Origin of the sequence: Pueribacillus theae (assembly GCF_003097615.1) — a bacterium.
Classification (GTDB): Bacteria; Bacillota; Bacilli; order Bacillales; family UBA6769; genus Pueribacillus; species Pueribacillus theae.
On record NZ_QCZG01000009.1, the window covers coordinates 49,315 to 67,248 of the forward strand.

15 protein-coding genes and 1 riboswitch are annotated in these 17,934 nt (G+C 39.7%); of the genes, 5 read left to right on the forward strand and 10 right to left on the reverse strand.

The annotated features are described in order from the left end of the window. Positions 1-8: 8 nt before the first annotated feature. The 9 genes from rpsA to DCC39_RS06240 form a co-directional block, all read right to left on the reverse strand. Positions 9-1,154, reverse strand: coding sequence for a 30S ribosomal protein S1 (gene rpsA / locus DCC39_RS06200; protein ID WP_116554024.1), 1,146 nt, complete (start codon positions 1,152-1,154; stop codon positions 9-11). 74 nt (positions 1,155-1,228) lie between these two features. Continuing rightward, complete coding sequence (locus DCC39_RS06205; protein WP_116554072.1) at positions 1,229-1,819, reverse strand: lysophospholipid acyltransferase family protein; 591 nt, start codon at positions 1,817-1,819, stop codon at positions 1,229-1,231. Next, complete coding sequence (gene cmk, locus DCC39_RS06210) at positions 1,819-2,490, reverse strand: (d)CMP kinase (RefSeq protein ID WP_116554025.1); 672 nt, start codon at positions 2,488-2,490, stop codon at positions 1,819-1,821. Before cmk ends, DCC39_RS06205 begins: the two co-directional genes overlap by 1 nt. A 187-nt stretch (positions 2,491-2,677) precedes the next feature. Continuing rightward, positions 2,678-3,334 (reverse strand): flagellar brake protein, encoded by a 657-nt coding sequence (locus tag DCC39_RS06215; RefSeq protein WP_116554026.1) that lies wholly within the window; start codon positions 3,332-3,334, stop codon positions 2,678-2,680. Between the two features lie 108 nt (positions 3,335-3,442). Continuing rightward, positions 3,443-4,789 (reverse strand): germination protein YpeB, encoded by a 1,347-nt coding sequence (ypeB, locus tag DCC39_RS06220; RefSeq protein ID WP_116554027.1) that lies wholly within the window; start codon positions 4,787-4,789, stop codon positions 3,443-3,445. A 14-nt stretch (positions 4,790-4,803) separates the two neighbouring features. After that, complete coding sequence (sleB, locus tag DCC39_RS06225) at positions 4,804-5,712, reverse strand: spore cortex-lytic enzyme (RefSeq protein WP_116554028.1); 909 nt, start codon at positions 5,710-5,712, stop codon at positions 4,804-4,806. 178 nt (positions 5,713-5,890) lie between these two features. Next, positions 5,891-9,316: a methionine synthase gene (gene metH, locus DCC39_RS06230; RefSeq protein WP_116554029.1), complete on the reverse strand. Its 3,426-nt coding sequence runs from the start codon at positions 9,314-9,316 to the stop codon at positions 5,891-5,893. A 22-nt stretch (positions 9,317-9,338) separates the two neighbouring features. After that, complete coding sequence (locus tag DCC39_RS06235; protein WP_116554030.1) at positions 9,339-11,180, reverse strand: bifunctional homocysteine S-methyltransferase/methylenetetrahydrofolate reductase; 1,842 nt, start codon at positions 11,178-11,180, stop codon at positions 9,339-9,341. A gap of 28 nt (positions 11,181-11,208) precedes the next feature. Continuing rightward, the gene (locus DCC39_RS06240; RefSeq protein ID WP_116554031.1) at positions 11,209-12,315 is read right to left on the reverse strand and encodes a methionine biosynthesis PLP-dependent protein; all 1,107 of its coding nucleotides are present in this window, start codon (positions 12,313-12,315) and stop codon (positions 11,209-11,211) included. Between the two features lie 75 nt (positions 12,316-12,390). Further along, positions 12,391-12,495, reverse strand: a riboswitch (SAM riboswitch). Positions 12,496-12,604: 109 nt separating this feature from the next. Between DCC39_RS06240 and DCC39_RS06245 the strand changes: the two genes are divergently transcribed. Then, complete coding sequence (locus DCC39_RS06245) at positions 12,605-13,573, forward strand: asparaginase (RefSeq protein ID WP_116554032.1); 969 nt, start codon at positions 12,605-12,607, stop codon at positions 13,571-13,573. A 55-nt stretch (positions 13,574-13,628) separates the two neighbouring features. Here the strand turns inward: DCC39_RS06245 and DCC39_RS06250 are convergent, their stop codons facing one another. After that, a complete protein-coding gene (locus DCC39_RS06250; protein ID WP_116554033.1) occupies positions 13,629-14,222 on the reverse strand; it encodes a genetic competence negative regulator in 594 nt (197 codons plus the stop codon). Positions 14,223-14,467: 245 nt separating this feature from the next. Here DCC39_RS06250 and DCC39_RS06255 point away from each other — a divergent pair, with 245 nt between their 5' ends. From DCC39_RS06255 to serA, 4 genes are all read left to right on the forward strand, one after another. Continuing rightward, positions 14,468-14,698: a hypothetical protein gene (locus DCC39_RS06255; protein WP_116554034.1), complete on the forward strand. Its 231-nt coding sequence runs from the start codon at positions 14,468-14,470 to the stop codon at positions 14,696-14,698. A gap of 519 nt (positions 14,699-15,217) precedes the next feature. After that, entirely contained in the window at positions 15,218-15,466 is a 249-nt protein-coding gene (locus tag DCC39_RS06265; RefSeq protein ID WP_116554036.1) for a ferredoxin, read from the forward strand. A 234-nt stretch (positions 15,467-15,700) separates the two neighbouring features. Beyond that, positions 15,701-16,198 (forward strand): inorganic diphosphatase, encoded by a 498-nt coding sequence (locus tag DCC39_RS06270; RefSeq protein WP_116554037.1) that lies wholly within the window; start codon positions 15,701-15,703, stop codon positions 16,196-16,198. Positions 16,199-16,219: 21 nt separating this feature from the next. After that, positions 16,220-17,788 carry a phosphoglycerate dehydrogenase gene (gene serA, locus DCC39_RS06275; protein ID WP_116554038.1) on the forward strand — a complete coding sequence of 523 codons (1,569 nt, stop codon included), beginning with the start codon at positions 16,220-16,222 and terminating at the stop codon, positions 17,786-17,788. The last annotated feature ends 146 nt before the right edge of the window (positions 17,789-17,934 follow it).

The window sequence follows — 17,934 nt, forward strand, 5'->3', positions numbered from 1 at the left end:
ATCCCCGGCTATTTATATTTTTTCAACTGATCTCCAATCATATCTCCAACTGAAAAACCAGTTGAAGTGTCTGAATCATGTTGTGCATAGTCATTCTTATGAGTAGTTGAATAGTCGTTCGTATTTTGTTCAAGTGCTTTAATACTTAAAGAAACTCTCTTTGCTTCTGGGTTGAAATCGAGAACTTTCACTTTGACTTCTTGATTTTCTTTCAATACTTCAGCAGGTGTGCCGATGTGGCGATTTGAGATTTCTGAAATATGAACAAGGCCTTCGACTCCGGGCGCAATTTCTACAAATGCACCAAAAGAAACAAGCCTTTTTACAGTTCCTGTCAATTCATCGCCAGGTTTAATTTTACCTTCTAATTCTTCCCACGGACCTGGAAGAGTGGCCTTAATTGAGAGAGAAATCCGTTCATTTTCCACATCTACTGAAAGGATTTTCACCTTTACTTCATCCCCCTCTTTAACGACTTCATCAGGTGTTTCTACATGATGGTGGGCTAGTTGCGAAATATGAACAAGGCCGTCTATGCCTCCAATGTTAACGAATGCACCAAAGTCGGTGATGCGTTGTACAATACCTGTCTTTACTTCTCCAGGTTGCAGGCTTGTTAAAATTTCTTTCTTTTTCTTCTCGGCTTCTTCATCTAATACCGCACGGTGAGATAGAATAACTTTATTGCTGTCAGGATCAAATTCAACGATTTTTACGGCCAGCGTTTTTCCTTTATAATCAGAAAAGTCTTCTACAAAATGGTTTTCTACTAATGACGCAGGAATGAACCCTCTAACACCGAGATCAGTAACTAAACCGCCTTTTACAACATCGGCAATTTCAACATCGAATGTTTCCTTATTCTCATACTTGCCCTGTAAATCTTCCCATGCCTTTTCAGCGTCGACAGCTCTTTTTGATAAGACTATTTCATCTTCAGAGGATTTTTTAACTTTTAATTTCAGCTCGTCACCTTCAGATAAAACATCGCTTATTTTATCAATATGCAGGCTTGAAAGCTCGCTTATTGGCAGAACGCCTTCAATTTTATAGCCTATATCAATCAATGCATGTTTTTCTTCAATTTTTGAAACCGTACCAGTTACTTCTTGCCCAATCTCTAGTGTCAATTCATTATTCCTCTCATCAACCATTGACATACCCTCCTTAAATTACAAACAAAAAATGAATCCCTTTTTAATAAGGGTTATACAAAACGTTGTAAATGTCAAATATTTCTTTCCGAAGATTCTAACAGTCCACTAATTTGTTCCATAATGATTGCAGTAGCATCTTTGGCTGACATTTTTTCGCTATATTCCTTAAAATTTACCGGTTTGCCAAAAATTATAATTATTTTTTTAAATGGTTTGTATGAACCGACAATGGCACACGGAACAACAACCGCATCGGAACGAAGGGCAAAAAAACCAGCTCCTGCCAAACCAGAGCCAAGTTTCCCAGTTTTGCTTCTCGTTCCTTCGGGAAAAAATCCCAATACTTCCCCATTGTTTAATATATTTATGCCATTTCGTAGTGCTTGTTTGTCGTTTAATCCCCTTTTAACAGGAAACGTCCCGAGAGCATTCATTAACCATTTCATGATTGGATTGCTGAATAATTCCGCCTTCGCCATAAACCGCACTTTTCTTGGCGTTGCTACTCCGACAAGCGGAGGGTCAAAATTGCTAATATGGTTGCTGCATAATAAGACACCTTTATCAACGGGAATATTGTCTTTTCCTACAATCGTAAGCCTGTTAAAGGTTTTGAAATAAATAAAAAACAAAAATTTTCCGAGAAGATAAATGAAGTTCATCATCCGTTCCTCTCTTTCACAAGTCCCAATATTTTATTGACAACTTCTTGAATTGACAGGTTTGTCGAGTCGATGACAATCGCATCTTCAGCCTTTTTGAGAGGGGCAATTTCCCGTTCTGAATCTTGTCTGTCCCGCAATTCAATTTCTGTTTGCAGCTCGTCCAGGTTAGTAGATACCCCTTTTGAAAGGAGTTCTTCAAACCTTCTCCTCGCTCTTTCTTCTACCGAAGCTGTCAGGAAGATTTTTAGTGCGGCATCTTTTAAGACACATGTTCCAATATCTCTTCCGTCCATTACAACGCCGCCATTCTTTGCGAGAAAACGCTGCCTTGTAAGCATTTCTTCGCGAACTTCTTTATGGACAGCAACTTTTGAGACGGCATTCGTGACCTCTTGAGAACGAATGGCTTCAGTAACATCTTCCCCATTCACAATCACTTTTTGTCCGACTTTATCCTGAATAAGATGAATCTCCGTATTTTCCAGCAGCTTCTTTAAACCGGCGGCATCAGAAAAATGAATATTCGCTTTAATCGCTTCATACGTTAACGCACGAAACATAGCGCCTGTATCAATGTATAAGTAATTTAAATTACTTGCTACTTGGCGGGCCACTGTACTTTTCCCTGCGCCTGCAGGACCATCGATGGCAATCTGTATCTTTCTCATGGATCCTCCTAAATAAGCTTAGTAAGACAGAAAAAAACAGGGAAAATCCTGCTTTTTAAGAACACTGCTATGTAGTTCATGTAAAGCAGAATGAGTCTAATTTTTCCATCTGGCACATTACATTATCTCTCTTTCTTTTTGCTATTTGGTTCATTTCATGTTTATTTAAATCATACCACATTTATTTTCAAGATAATAATCCTTTTTTACGCAATGCCAATTGACGTTCGAAACAATAGCGTATAATAGCTTGTCTGTCTTTTTCTTCAATGTCTTCAAATTTAAAGGAGCCTTTTTTTCGATTATTATCTTCTGATATTCTGACAACTGAGCAGGTTTGTTGAAAATGCATCCGATCGCCACATTGAAATGGCAAGGTGAATGCGCACTGTATTTTCACATCATTTGAAAGATCATGTTTTTCCGGCAGAAGGACGCTAAGCCCACCGCCGCTAATATCGAGTGTTATCGATTCGAATGTTGGAAATTCTTCATTCATTGCACTTACTTCAACTTTTATTTGTGCTTCCACTCTCACATAGGAACGCCTCTGAATACGGATGAATTCATCTTTAGGAGGCAAGCTTAACTCAAACATTAAGATTTTTTCTTTTTTTCTGCCAATAATCTTTGTCTGAAACTTGTAGGCCGTTTTATTCTTTGAAACAAATTTCGCATTGCATGTAAGCCCTATCAAAAAAACTCCATCAGTATTTGTGGAATCATTGGTCGGCAAACTAATAAAAATTGAATGCTCGCCTACATCCACTACTTTAGACCTGAATTTCTTGGAATCCTCATTGAAATTCGGCTCTAATTCAATTACATCTCCAATTTCAAGCACTTTATACCCCCTCCTAAATTACTAATATTCTACATTAAAATTCATTTAAATGAAATATAAAAACCTCCAAAGGAAGATGATCATCTTTCCTGTGGAGGTGTTAATCTTTTATGAACTGTAAAGTGGTTCCGCTTCTTTAAGTTTCTCTACTTTTTCTTCTTCTCCATTCGAGGCGTTTATAAAAATTCGATAGGTATCATCTCCCATAGTACCTAAAAATTCGTAGCAAAGTACTTCTTGTTTAAGTTCATTTTCAATTAATGACATTCTTTCTTCTTGAACTTTTAAGTTGGGATTAACACTTTTCCTTGCTTCATCAATCGATATTTTCTCTGAAGGAAATTTTCTTTCTTTATGGGAAGATAAATATTTCATTCCTTCATAGCCTACAATTGATCCGTCATCAAGCGCCACTTTTATTATAACGGAGTCAGGATAAACGAGAATGTTATCTTGGCTATGCACAAACGTAAAGACCCCTACATGATCGAATTGATTGCTTTCGGTTAAAACCATATTTTTAAATCCATGCTTTTTCAAATAATTAGCAGCCCGCTTTGATGCATCATTTAAGCCAATTTTATTTTCTGCGACATTACGATTGTTTAACATCCATAACGGATGGCCGCCTTTTTTCGAAATATCCATATAGACAGCCTCGTCTTTGCCTGAACCATTTACTGTTACATTATATGCAGCGTATTCAGAGTCATTATTCGTAGCATTAACTTTCATATTTGCAGATGAATCAAGGTTTAAAAACCTTTTTGCAATATCTTTCGCATCGTTTGCAGAGATTTTTTCCCCGGTCAGTTTTTTATTAAGTTTTTCCTCTTTTTTAAGGTCATTGTTCTTGCCTGGCCCCCAATCGACCTCTGTGTAGCCTTCCACATTTTTTTCAACGGTTTGGAATCCATCGATAATCGTATTGTCCATTGGTTGTTTTTCTGAAGCAAGCGCAAGATCCACGTCCATCCAGCGGAGGTTATTTTCCAATGCAATCGATTGAACTTTCCTTAATTCTTGTTTTATTTCTCCAGAGTTTTTATAAAGCTTTTTCAAAGTCTTCATTTCTTCATCAGAAAGAGGTTCCTTGTCCAGGTCGCGAACGGCGACACGGTAAGAGAAATCCCCGATATTTGATAAAAATTCCTCTGTTTTATTAAAAGGCAACAAAGCGAGCGGCAGTTGGCCAACATCACCCCGCGCTTCTGATGTGATGCGCCAAACTTCCGCGAGTGATGGTGAAAGTTGTCTTCTTGAATTCATCGCCAATGTTGAACCGATCTCTTCGTTCAATTGATCAATACGGTATGTTAGTTGGTGAAAAGCCCGCTGGTAGTTATTTTCAGAATGGGTTAAAATTGCATTTTTTTCTTGGTGTTCAGTGTAGCCCCAATATCCAGTGGCGACTGTCGCGACAGCTAAAAGCCCGATTAAAATTGAACGTATCAAAGTAACACCTCCTATTAATGTGCAAAGATATGTTTACCAATCTTCATGGCTTGAGGCCTTGTCCAGATCCAACCCGATGTTGCCGTGTCTGGGTTAAAATAGTAAAGAGCGCCCCCAGTCGGATCCCATCCGTTAATGGCATCGATAACTGCCTTTCTTGAAGTCTCATTCGGCTCAAGCCAAATTTGTCCGTCTGCAACTGCCGTAAAAGCTCTCGGTTCGAATATTACTCCTGATACATCATTCGGGAATGATGGGCTCTCAATCCTGTTCAGAATAACAGCAGCAACGGCAACTTGGCCAATATAAGGCTCTCCTCTTGCTTCCCCATGCACAGCATTCGACATTAATTTAATGTCATTATTTGAGAAGCCTTTCGGTGTGCTGACTGATTTCTGGACTTTAGGCTGTTGTGCTTTCTGTTGATTCTGTTGTTGATTTTGCTGTTGGTTTTGTTGCTTATTTTGTTGCTGTTTATTCTGCTGTTTCGGCTGGCTTGTTTGCCCTTGTTGATTTTTTGTGTCCTTCTTTACTTGTGTTTCATTTCTAGGTTGTCCGCCGTAATGTTTCGGCGTATTCCCTTTTTCCAAATTCCCTTTTACATAGTCCTTATCATACTTGGTCACTTGCAAAAGCTTATTTTTCATTTTTTGCCCGACAAGCCCATCAACCTTAAGGCCAAATTCATATTGAAAGTTGCGCACAGCCCAATACGTACGCCATCCAAATACGCCATCGATTGCCCCGTTATAAAATCCAATGTATTGAAGCCTTGCCTGCAACTCAATAACATCATCGCCGACCGCTCCTTGCTGAATGACTTGCTCTGAAAAGGCTTTGGTATCTTTCGCATCCATTGCAAAGCAAGCGGCAATAAGAAAACAAGCGAGGAGCGTTTTTAAAGTTAAATGAGAACGATTCATCGAAAATTCCTCCCTGTTGACGTTCTTTTAAATGTTGGTCTCCAAAATAAAACAGCTTTTGGCATTCCATTTTGCAAACAGCCTCTTTGATTGACTACTCGTATTTTTCGTCAGGCAAGAATTTTTATGCAAAAAAAACAAAAAAGAACCACTGCCAGCAATTGGCAGTGGTTCACCATCAATCAGTTTGGACATTGAAGTAGCGGCCTTCTGGGTGTGCGAAGACCATTGCGGTGACAGAAGCTTCAGGTTCCATCATGTAGCCATCTGTTAATTGAATTCCAATTTCTTCGGGCTTCATCAAGCGAAATAACTTCGCTTGATCTTCCAGATTCGGGCAGGCAGGATAGCCGTACGAAACGCGGATGCCTTGGTATTTAGCCGAAAAACGATCTTGCATTGTCATTGCAGTCGGATCTGGGATGCCCCATTGATCCCTCATTAATTCATGCGTCCTTTCAGCCAATCCTTCCGCAAGTTCCAAGGCGAGTGCCTGGACCGCATGGCTTTTCAGAAACTCACCGTCGCGTTTTAGCTGTTCGCTGTATTCTCTTATCCCTTTACCTGCTGTGACTGCCAGAAAACCAACGTAATCTTTTTTGTCATCGCGAAGGAAGTCAGCTAGGCAAAGATAAGGCGCTTTGTTTTGTCTAGGAAAGGTAAACGTTTCAATCACTTTGCTGTGATCGTCCGGGTCAAAAATATAAATAGTGTCTTTTTCCGATTTCGCCGGAAAAAATTGGTACATCGCATTGGCGGTAATCAGCTGTTTTTCTTCTCCTTCGTTAAATAGCTCATCTATCAATTCTTTTAATTGTAAGGTTCTTTCATCTTTTTCTTCAAGCAGGCGACTCACTTTACCTTTTACGCCTAAGTGTCTGCCAAGAAGCATTTGCATGTTCACATAAGGCTTCACATGCTGCAAAGGAATGTTTCTAATAATATGTTTCTTCAAATCAATTGGCTGATAAACATCAGCTTTTTGAACATTCGATCTTTCTGGTATTGGTTCTGCAACAACTTGGACAGTTGCCCTTTGCCTTTCATCCGCTCGTTTCTCGTTTATTGCTTCAGCTAATTTTTGCCGTGATTCAGGATCGGCGAGTTTATTTGCAAGTTCAAGCCCATCCATTGCATCTTTTGCAAACAAAACGAGGCCGCCATACTCCGGTGCAATTTTTGTGTGTGTGAATTTTCGGCTTAATGCTGCTCCCCCGACAAGCACTGGGATGGAAATATTTGCTTCTTTTAAATCTTTTACTGTTAAAACCATTTGCTGTGCTGATTTTACGAGAAGTCCCGATAATCCAATCGCATCGGGCTTTTCGCGTTTGTATGCTTCAATAAGTTCAGCAGGCGCCACCTTAATACCGAGGTTAACGATGTTAAAACCGTTATTTCCCAATATGATTTCAACGAGGTTTTTACCGATATCGTGGACATCGCCTTTAACGGTCGCAAGCAATATTTTCCCTTTGCCTGTTTCATCACTCGCTTCCATAAATTGTTCCAGATACGAGACGGAAGCTTTCATCACTTCAGCGCTTTGTAAAACTTCGGCGACGATTAATTCATTTAAGTTAAACAGCCTGCCGACTTCTTCCATCCCGGCCATAAGCGGGCCATTTATAATATCGAGTGGTTTTTCGTATTTTTTTAGGGCTTGCTCCAAATCTGGGATTAATCCTTCTTTAGAACCTTCGATAACGTAATTTGCGATTCGCTCCTCTAGTGTCAGATTTGAAGCTTGAACTTTCTTTTCGACTTTCTTTTCCCGATAAAATGCAACAAATTCATCTAATGTTTCTTTGGATGTGTCGAATAACAATTTATCCGACATTTCTTTTTCTTTATCAGGAATCGAAGCGTAGCGTTCAAGTTTTTCAGTATTAACGATCGCGTAATCCAACCCAGCTTTTGTACAGTGATAAAGATAAACGGCATTTAATACTTCTCTTCCCGCGGGTGGTATTCCAAACGAAACATTGCTTACACCAAGAATGGTTAAGCATTCTGGCATCGCTTCTTTTATTAGCCGGATGCCTTCTACCGTTTCTTTTGCTGCCCCGATATATTGCTCATCGCCTGTACCTACTGGGAAGACGAGCGGATCAAAAATGAGGTCGCTTGGACGTAATCCATATTTATTTACAAGTAAATCATAAGAGCGTTTGGCAACTTCGAGCTTTCGTTCAGCTGTTACAGCCATTCCTTGTTCATCAATGGTTCCAACAACAACAGCGGCACCAAATTTTTTGATTAAAGGAACGACTTTTTCAAAGCGTTCTTCTCCATCTTCAAGGTTAATTGAATTAATAATTGCTTTTCCTTGCGAGTACGTAAGCGCCTTTTCGATGACATTTTCATCTGTCGAATCAATCATGAGCGGCACTTTTACTTTATTAATGACTTGGCTTAGGAAAGCCTCCATATCTTCCAGTTCATCGCGATCCGGGTTTGCGAGGCAAATATCAATGACATGTGCGCCCTTTTTTACTTGCGCCCTTGCAATTTCAGATGCTTCTTCGTATTGCCCTTCTGTGATTAGCCTTTTAAATTTACGGGAGCCAATGACATTCGTTCTTTCTCCAACGAAAAGCGGCCTCATTGATTCATCATAGCTTAACGGCTCAATCCCTGACACATGGTGGCCTTGATTCGTATTTTTACGGCGTGGTTCGTATTCTTTCATGGTATCCGCGATTGCCCGGATATGTTCAGGAGTTGTGCCGCAGCAGCCGCCTACAAGATTCAGCCAGCCTTCATGCGCAAAACCTTCCAGTTTTAATGCAAGCGACCGTGGGGATTCATGGTAGTTTCCTTCTTCGTCAGGCAATCCCGCATTTGGATAGCAGCTTACATTTGTTTTTGACAATTCACTAAGGGAACGCAAGTGATCACGCATAAATTCAGGGCCTGTTGCACAGTTTAACCCTACAGCAATCGGATTCATATGTTCGATTGATATATAAAAAGCTTCAATGCTTTGTCCGGCAAGCGTCGTGCCCATCGGTTCAATTGTACCGGAAATGATAAGCGGCAGTTTTTTTCCTACCCTCTTAAAAGCTTTTTCAATCCCAAGATACGCGGCTTTTACATTCCGTACATCCTGGCTTGTTTCCAAAAGAAGCAAATCGGCACCGCCGCTAATTAATCCGGCTGCCTGTTCTTCGTAAGCATCTGTCAACGCTTCAAACGTTGTGCCGCCAGTTACCGATAATGCTTTCGTTGTCGGCCCCATTGCTCCTGCGACAAACCGTGGCCATTCATCAGTTGACCACGAGGCTGCAGCTTCTTTCGCTAATTTGGCTGCCACCTCATTAATTTCAAACGCTTTATAACCGAAATCGTAATCATCCAATACGATACTCGTTGCCCCGAATGTATTAGTTGAGATAATGTCTGCACCGGCAGCCAAATAATCATTATGGATTTTTTTAATAACATCTGGTGCTGTGAGAACAAGATTTTCGTTACAGCCTTCGAGTTCTTCGCCTCCAAAGTCTTCAGCGGACAAGTTGGCCGCCTGCAGCATTGTTCCCATGGCACCGTCCATAATCATAATTTTTTTCTGTAATTGTTCTTCTATTAAAGTTTGAGACATAATGGTCTCCCCCCTCCGTTACTTAAACCGGCGTTGTCACATTTTGAATTTTCGCCTTTTCATAAATATATTCTGTAAGCGGCACAGTCAGATCATAGCGTAAAAATGGTGTAATTAAGTAAATCCCATTAAAATATTGCAGTGCCGTATCGATTAAAGATTTCGATAAGTCAATTGAAGTTGCAAAAGCTTTCTCTTTGTCATCGCCGCAGCGTGCCATTAACTCACGCGCCTGGTCTGACAATTGGATGCCCGGTACCTCATGGTGTAGAAACTCAGCATTTTTTGAACTTGTTAGCGGCATGATTCCGATATAGATCGGTGCGTTTAAATGCTTCGTCGCTTCGTACGTTTCGATAATTTTCTCTTCGCTGAAAAGCGGCTGTGTCATAAAATAATCTGCGCCACAGGCAATTTTTTTCTCTAATCTTTTGACAGATTTATCGACGTGCCGAACGTTAGGATTAAATGCTCCTGCAATTGAAAAGTTCGTTTTTTGCCCAAGGGACTGTCCGGAAAATGAAATCCCTTCGTTCATTTGTTTAATTAACCGAATCAAATCATAAGAAGCTAAATCATAGACAGATGTTGCTCCAGGGAAATTGCCGAGTTTTGTCGGATCACCTGTAACAGCAAGCAATTGATCAATTCCAAGAGTATGAAGACCGAGCAAGTGTGATTGCAAGCCAATTAAATTTCGATCCCGGCATGTAACGTGTAAAAGCGGCCTGGCATTTACTTCTTGTTTGATGCGAATGCCCATCGCCAAATTACTTATCCTTGGCTGTGCAAGTGAATTGTCTGCCAAAGTGATGGCATCGGCCCCAGCCTTTTTAAGCGCATGCGCGCCAGTCAAATAGTTGTCTGTTGAAAGCTTTCTTGGTGAATCAAGCTCCACAATGACGGAAACCCGCTCTTTCGCTATTTCATGCAATGGTTTTTCCTTCACTTGTTTTTCTTCAATTGGAACAACTTTCATTCTTTGGCGTACCTCTTTTTTGCTGATCGGCTTCAACCCATCCAGGCCGCGGGAAATCGCTTCAATATGTTCCGGCGTAGTTCCGCAGCAGCCTCCGATGAGCCTAACCCCTTGATTTCTAAGTTGCTTTGCAGCTTGTTCAAAATAAGCAGGATTCGTTTTGTAAACGAATTGATTATCGACTAGATCTGGCAGGCTTGCGTTTGGATAAGCAGAGAGATAAACATTTTCGGATAACTGAACGGATTCCAATGATTCTGTAAGATGGTGGGGCCCAAACCGGCAGTTTAATCCAATCACATGAGCACCAGCAGATTCTAATTGTTTAAAGGCTTCGTTCAAATCTGTGCCATCTTGTAACGTACTGATTTCTTGCAGTGTTAATTGGGCAATGATTGGTAAATTCGTTTTTTCTTTTATCAATTTAATGACAAAAAGAAGTTCTTCCAAATCGTAAAATGTTTCAAGTAAAAAACCATCGAGTTTTTCTGTTAGCAATGCATTGAGCTGTTCAACGAACGCAAATGGGATATCTTCAGATGGAAAAGCATTTTGTTGAACCCCGGAAATTCCGCCAATCGTTCCGACAACAAATGTCTCTTCTTTCGCAGCTTTTCGAGCAATCTGAACTGCTTTTTGATTGATTTCTTTAACTAAATTTTCGTAGCCGTAACGGGCTAGTTTTATCCGGTTTGCAGCATATGTATTCGTTTGAATCACATTTGCTCCGGCTTCTACATATGCTTTGTGAATGTTATAGATCTCCTCTTCATGCGTTATATTTAAGTGTTCAAAACAATGATCAATACCGTGTGAATATAAAAGAGTTCCCATTGCTCCATCACCAACGAGCAGCCCATCTTTCAATTTCTCAAGAAGCGACATACCTTTCCCCCTCTTTTCTTTTACCGTGTTAATTTTCTAAAGCAGTAAAATCCAACGCTTGATTCAAATCTCTTATTAAATCTTCCACATCTTCAATCCCGACTGAAAATCTTAAAAGACGGTTACAGACTCCAATTTCATTGCGTATTTCTGCCGGTACTTCACTATGTGTTTGGGTTGTTGGATACGTAATAAAGCTTTCTACACCGCCTAGGCTTTCCGCAAAGGTAATGATTTCAAGCTTTCTTAAAAACGGATCCACCCAACTTGCATCTTTTACGCGAAATGATAACATGCCGCCTTTTCCCGGATAAAAAACATCTGTTATGCCTTCTCTGTTTTGCAAAAACTCTGCAATTGCTTTAGCATTTTGTTCATGTTTCTGCATTCTGAGTGCCAACGTTTTCATTCCCCGGAGTAGTAGCCATGAATCAAAGGCTCCTAAAGTAGCTCCAATCGCATTGTGATACTTTGCGATGTCATCAGACAGGCTTTTACCCTTTGTCACAATTAACCCCGCCAAGACATCATTATGCCCTCCTAAATATTTAGTGGCGCTGTGTACAACAATATCTGCCCCTTCTCGAATTGGTTGCTGAATAACGGGTGTGTAAAATGTATTATCAACGATCAAAAGTAAACCTTTCTCTTTTGCAAGCTTTGCGATTTCAGAAATATTGCATTCAAACATAAGGGGGTTTGTAGGGGTTTCTATAAAAATTGCCACTGTGTTTGATTGTATTTTTTTGGCAAACTGTTCATCACCGCCATGCACGTAATCAAAATCAAGTCCCCATTTTTTCCATCCTTGTTCAAATAATCGGAAGGTTCCCCCATATAAATCTCTCGAAACAAGGATGTGGTCTCCTTTTTTAAACAACGAAAAAACAGTTTGTATAGCGGCCATCCCAGAGCTGCACGCAAACCCTTGATCCCCATCTTCAAGTTGGGCAATTCCATCTTCAAGAATTTGCCGCGTCGGATTTGAAGTACGTGTGTAATCAAACCCAGTCGATTTTCCAAGCCCTTCATGACGAAAAGCTGTTGATAAGTAAATGGGCGCGCTTACTGCACCAGTGCGCTCTTCACTTCGATTCCCCAGTTGCGCCAAAATGGTTTCAATCTTTTTTGACATTGGCAATCCCCCCAAAAAAATATTAAAAAAGCCTTCTTCAAATAAGAAGAAGGCTGTTATAGACTCGTTCGCTCCTTCTTATCTTCCAAGTCACTAAAAGCTTGCTGGAATTAGCACCTTGCCTGCATGGCGGTTGCTGAGGTTTCTTCGGGCCAGTCCCTCCACCTCTCTTGATAAGAAAATGATGATATTTTATTGAATTGAATATACAACAAAATAGATTGTAATTCAAGGATTTTGTATAATTAACTAAAATTACCTTATTCAACTGTGTCAAAGGAGTTCAAAAATGAAAAAAATTTTAATTGTACATACTGGTGGAACAATCGCCATGAAAGAAAATCAGGCCGGAGGTGTTTCGATTGAAGGAAAGCATCCTTTATCATCTTTTCAAGAAAGGCTAGCATCGATTGCTTCCATCACAACGGAACACTTTTCCCAACTTCCTTCTGCTCATATTTCTCCGCAAATCGTATTAGAAGTAGCTAAAAAAATTAAGGACTTGAAAAAAAAAGAACAATTTGATGGTGTGGTCATTACACATGGAACAGACACACTTGAAGAGACGGCTTATATGCTGGATTTGCTTTTTTCACAAGACTGCCCAATTGTGCTTACGGGTGCGATGAAATCAAGTAATGAGCTTGGTTCAGATGGCCCCAGCAATTTAATGGCAGCCGTCCGTGTCGCGGGCAGCAACGAAGCAAGCGGGATGGGTGTGCTCGTTGTCATGAATGATGAAGTCCATTCAGCTAAATATGTAACGAAAACCCATACAAGCAGCATCGCTGCTTTTGAAAGCCCGCAGAACGGCCCTGTTGGAATCGTAACAAAAAAAGATGTTGTCTTTTTTTACAAACCGCTCAGTGAAGAAAATTATTCCATTGAAACAATCGAAAAGAATGTGCTTTTGTTAAAGGCATATTCTGGGATGGGATCTGAATTATTTGAGGCAATCGAACAAATTAAAATTGATGGCATTGTGATTGAAGCCATGGGACAAGGAAATCTTCCTCCCCATATCGTTCCGAGTTTGGAGAAGATGATCGCCAACGATATCCCCATTGTTCTCGTGTCAAGGAGCCAAAAAGGATTCGTACAGCCGGTCTATGACTATGAAGGAGGGGGAAAACAATTAAAGAAAAAAGGTGTCATTTTTTCCAATGGGCTATCCGGACAAAAAGCCCGGCTTAAACTTTTGATCGCACTGCAGACGACAAATGATTTCAATCAGCTAGAAAAAATTTTCGCCCTTTAACACAATAAAACAGCCATGGTTTTTCAGTAAAACCGGCTGTTTTTTTACCTTGATTCTATTTGAAAGTTTGATAAATCTTCTCCACCGAATTATCTTCCATCAAAACTTTTCCGTATTCAATGACACGGTAGCTCGTAATCGTTGAAGAATTCCCAAATTCAGCTAAAAGAGCAATAAACGCATCGATATTTATAGCCTCAATTTCTTCCTCGTCAAATTTCATATAAAATTGATCGTTGAAACTATACAATGTTCCACCGGTTATTTCCAAGGGATACAATCGTTTGGATAAAGAAATGACATCTTCAAATGTTGAAAATTCATAAAAAATCTCATCGCTTTCATCGAGTGTAACTTGCATTTCGATATAATCATCATCGTATCTTTCATCATGATCATGAATATCATTCACTTCTTTTGTAACAATGACCACCATACCTTGAGCAGGAAGCGAAAACACTTCGACCGCAATAGGGCCATCTGCTTTAAAGCCAAGCTCGTCATCAGCCTCAAGCATCATTTCTCTAAACAGCTGATGCACCTTTGGTCCATCATGCCACAACTCGTCTTTCGTGATGCCCCGTTCCTTCAAATCATCATACGTTAAAAAAATTTTGATTTTATTGTACGTCAACCGCTCTAGTCGCATGCTATCCCCCCTAACCTCCCTACTCGCACTATGTTTCTACAACATATGTTAAAATTTATTAATTGGTGCTTTTTTAGTATTCGAGTATTAGCCTTATTTTAACCGAGAAAATGGGTAGAGACAAGCTTAAAAAGCAATAATCAAAACTTAAAATCATTTCTTGAATATTCAGTTAATTGGTGTTATACTATGCTTAACTTCTTGATAAAAATTTCCAACCCAACTAAAGAAACGGAGTTGACGACATGACACTAAAAAAAATGAAGACAAAATCATTGCTCTGCTATAGTGACCTGGAATATAACCGCAATCTTGGGTTGCCAATCGAAGTTTTTTGTCCTTTGCAAAAAGAAACGGTCGCGTTTGGGCGAATAGAAGCTTTGTCTAAAAATGGAGTCATTGTCAACCAGTTTATATATCCTAACCATAGATTTATTTTCTTTGGTTTAACCAAACAGCAAATGCTTTATTTATAATGAGCAGAAAAGCTCCATACAAGTGGAGCCTTTTTTATTTTGAAAGGAATACATAATAAATGAAAATAAATGCGATGAACATCATAAAAAAATAAAAAAGCAATTTTGCCAAAAACAAATGAACATTATCTTTCTCTCTTCTCCTCTTCTTTTTCTTTCTTCTATGGTATTCACTTCTTGAAGGCAATACTTGCCCTTTATTCTCCTCATGCTTTATACCGTTTTCCACCTTAACATCACCGCCGCCAACCCTTTTTCTTTAGAGCTATATTAACTAAGAAGGTCAATTGTAAATGAGTAAAATCAATACCGCAAATTAACATAGCCTTCTCTAATATTACCTTATTATTAGCGTTTTGGATGAACCTCTTTGCTTTTTTTGAGACTTTTTCTTTTAAAATTCATTCAAAAAACATATTTCTTTGCTACACAATGACGCTGATTATTTTAAAATTGATGGCATGATCAATTACTTTTCGTATTCCTTGTGATATTCTATATTGGTTAGGAGGATTGAGAATGGCTAAATTTACAATTGTGGATCAAGATACATGCATTGCATGCGGCGCGTGCGGTGCGGCTGCTCCCGATCTGTATGATTACGATGACGATGGGCTTGCCTACGTTATTTTAGATCATAATCAAGGAACTGCGGAAGTTCCCGAAGAATTGCTTGAAGACTTGGAAGATGCGAATGAAGGTTGTCCAACAGATTCAATAAAAATTTCGGAGGAGCCATTTGACGGCGATCCGTTAAAATTTGAATAAACGAAACTCCTCAATCAGCAATGAAGAGGAGTTTCTACCATTTTCAGCCGCATTAACTAGGAGTAACCCCCCTCCTTCTGTGGGACAAATCCAACTGATTGCTCAAAATAGGAAACATACTAACAATTTTAAAGATTGGACGGACATATAGCCATAGCAATACGACTAATAAATTGCTATAATATAGCGGTAAATTATTTAACGGGCATTTTAACATTGAGGAGGCTTTTTTAAATGGGTTTTACAAATAAGGTTGTCGAAGCTTTTATTGAAATTCCAACTGGAAGTCAGAACAAGTACGAATTTGATAAGGAAAAAGGGGTATTTAAATTAGATCGGGTTCTTTTTTCTCCAATGCACTATCCTGCAGAGTATGGATATCTTGATAATACACTTGCATTGGACGGGGATCCGCTTGATATTTTAGTCTATACAACTTTCCCTACATTTCCAGGCTGTGTCATTGACGCGAGAGTAATCGGCGTTTTGATTATGAGCGATGACAAAGGCAAAGACGAGAAACTGCTAGCTGTTCCAGTCGAAGATCCACGCTTCAACCATGTCACAACTCTTGAGGATTTGCCTGGCCACGTACTTAAGGAAATTGCTCACTTTTTCCAAGTTTACAAAGACCTTGAAAATAAAGAAACGGTCATTGAAGGCTGGGAAGGCCCTGAACAAGCAGCCAAACTTATCGATGAATGCTTGGAACGTTATAAAGCAAATAATTAATTTTTAAGGAGTGGAGAAATTTTGTTCTATGTTTTAGCATCAGACCCTATGAGTGAAGACGGCCTTCAACCGTTGTTGAATAATGACCAATTCACTTGTGTACAAAAACATGTAAATGACGAAGATAATCTAGAACAATACGACGCATTGCTTGTTCGAAGCGGAACGAAGGTTACCGAAGAAGTTATGGAAAAAATGCCAAATTTAAAGATTATTGCAAGAGCAGGTGTAGGTGTTGACAACATTGATATCGACGCTGCTACAAAAAGAGGAATCGTTGTCATAAATGCACCAGATGGAAATACAATTTCAACTTGTGAACATACGTTTACCATGATCGCTTCTCTTGCAAGAATGATTCCGCAGGCCACTCAATCAATAAAAAGCGGAAAATGGGAACGAAAAGCGTTTTTAGGAATGGAACTACGAGGCAAAAATCTTGGCATTGTTGGTTTTGGCCGCATCGGGTCGGAATTGGCGGTTCGTGCTCGCGCTTTCGGCATGAATCTCTATGTTTACGATCCTTTTCTAACAAATGAACGTGCGAAGCAATTAGGCGTAACAGTAAATACGCTAGATGAAGTATTGGAAAATGCGGACATTATTACTGTCCATACCCCTCTTACGAAAGATACTAAAGGGTTAATTGGCCATCATAATATCGAAAAAACGAAACGCGGTGTATTATTAATTAACTGTGCACGCGGTGGCATCATTGATGAAGAAGCACTTCTTCATTACTTGAAAAATGGGCATGTCGGAGGAGCAGCCTTCGATGTCTTTGAGCATGAGCCCCCTGGAGACAATCCTTTACTTGAACTTGATAATTTTATTGCTACACCACATATTGCCGCTTCAACGAAAGAAGCACAATTAAATGTTGCAGCACAAGTTTCTGAAGAAGTCGTACAATTTTTACAAGGGCACCCCATTAAAAATTCAATTAATCTACCAACGATGTCCGACGAATTGTTTGAAAAAATTCAACCTTATTACCAACTTACAAAAACAATGGGTTCAATATTATCACAGTGCATGAATGTGCCTGTTAAAGAAATTGAAGTGACGTATGCTGGAGATATTACAAAACTGGAAACGAGCGTTATTACACGGAGCTTGCTCGCAGGATTCCTTACTCCTAGAGCAGATACGCCTGTAAATGAAGTGAACTCCCCTACAATCGCTAAAGAACGCGGTATTGTCTACGGTGAAAAACATACTGAAAGGTCAAAGGGATACTCCAATCTCATCGATGTCAATGTTATTGGAGAGAATACTAACTTTACAATGCAGGCAACATATGTCAAGGAATACGGGCCCCGCATTGTTAATTTAAATGGATTTGATATTGATTTCTATCCGCATGGACATCTTCTTTATATTCAACATATTGATAAACCAGGCATCATTGGCCAAGTCGGCCAAATTTTAGGTGATCATAATATGAACATCGCTACAATGCAAGTAGGCAGAAAAGAGGCGGGCGGAGAAGCAATTATGATGCTTTCATTTGATGATGTCCTTTCAGATGAAGCTTTCAATGCTCTTAAAGAAATAAAAGATATTACTTCGATCAAAAAAATTGATTAAAGTGCGTGTTCAAAAAGGAGGACAACGAGAGGCAAGAAGGTCAAGGAAGCGAAGCTCTGAGCACCGCAGCGACGAGCGATACTTCTATGATCCGCTGCGAGTTGCACCGAGGAAGCATGCTTCGGAGCAATGCTTGTAGACGCAGG

Bases quoted from the DNA above. Each gene is read 5' to 3' on its own strand.
- DCC39_RS06235 (WP_116554030.1), bottom strand. From the start codon at position 11,180: ATGTCGCTTCTTGAGAAATTGAAAGATGGGCTGCTCGTTGGTGATGGA.
- rpsA (WP_116554024.1), bottom strand. From the start codon at position 1,154: ATGGTTGATGAGAGGAATAATGAATTGACACTAGAGATTGGGCAAGAA.
- DCC39_RS06270 (WP_116554037.1), top strand. From the start codon at position 15,701: ATGGGTTTTACAAATAAGGTTGTCGAAGCTTTTATTGAAATTCCAACT.
- sleB (WP_116554028.1), bottom strand. From the start codon at position 5,712: ATGAATCGTTCTCATTTAACTTTAAAAACGCTCCTCGCTTGTTTTCTT.
- metH (WP_116554029.1), bottom strand. From the start codon at position 9,316: ATGTCTCAAACTTTAATAGAAGAACAATTACAGAAAAAAATTATGATT.
- DCC39_RS06245 (WP_116554032.1), top strand. From the start codon at position 12,605: ATGAAAAAAATTTTAATTGTACATACTGGTGGAACAATCGCCATGAAA.
- DCC39_RS06265 (WP_116554036.1), top strand. From the start codon at position 15,218: ATGGCTAAATTTACAATTGTGGATCAAGATACATGCATTGCATGCGGC.
- cmk (WP_116554025.1), bottom strand. From the start codon at position 2,490: ATGAGAAAGATACAGATTGCCATCGATGGTCCTGCAGGCGCAGGGAAA.
- DCC39_RS06255 (WP_116554034.1), top strand. From the start codon at position 14,468: ATGACACTAAAAAAAATGAAGACAAAATCATTGCTCTGCTATAGTGAC.
- DCC39_RS06250 (WP_116554033.1), bottom strand. From the start codon at position 14,222: ATGCGACTAGAGCGGTTGACGTACAATAAAATCAAAATTTTTTTAACG.
- DCC39_RS06240 (WP_116554031.1), bottom strand. From the start codon at position 12,315: ATGTCAAAAAAGATTGAAACCATTTTGGCGCAACTGGGGAATCGAAGT.
- DCC39_RS06205 (WP_116554072.1), bottom strand. From the start codon at position 1,819: ATGAACTTCATTTATCTTCTCGGAAAATTTTTGTTTTTTATTTATTTC.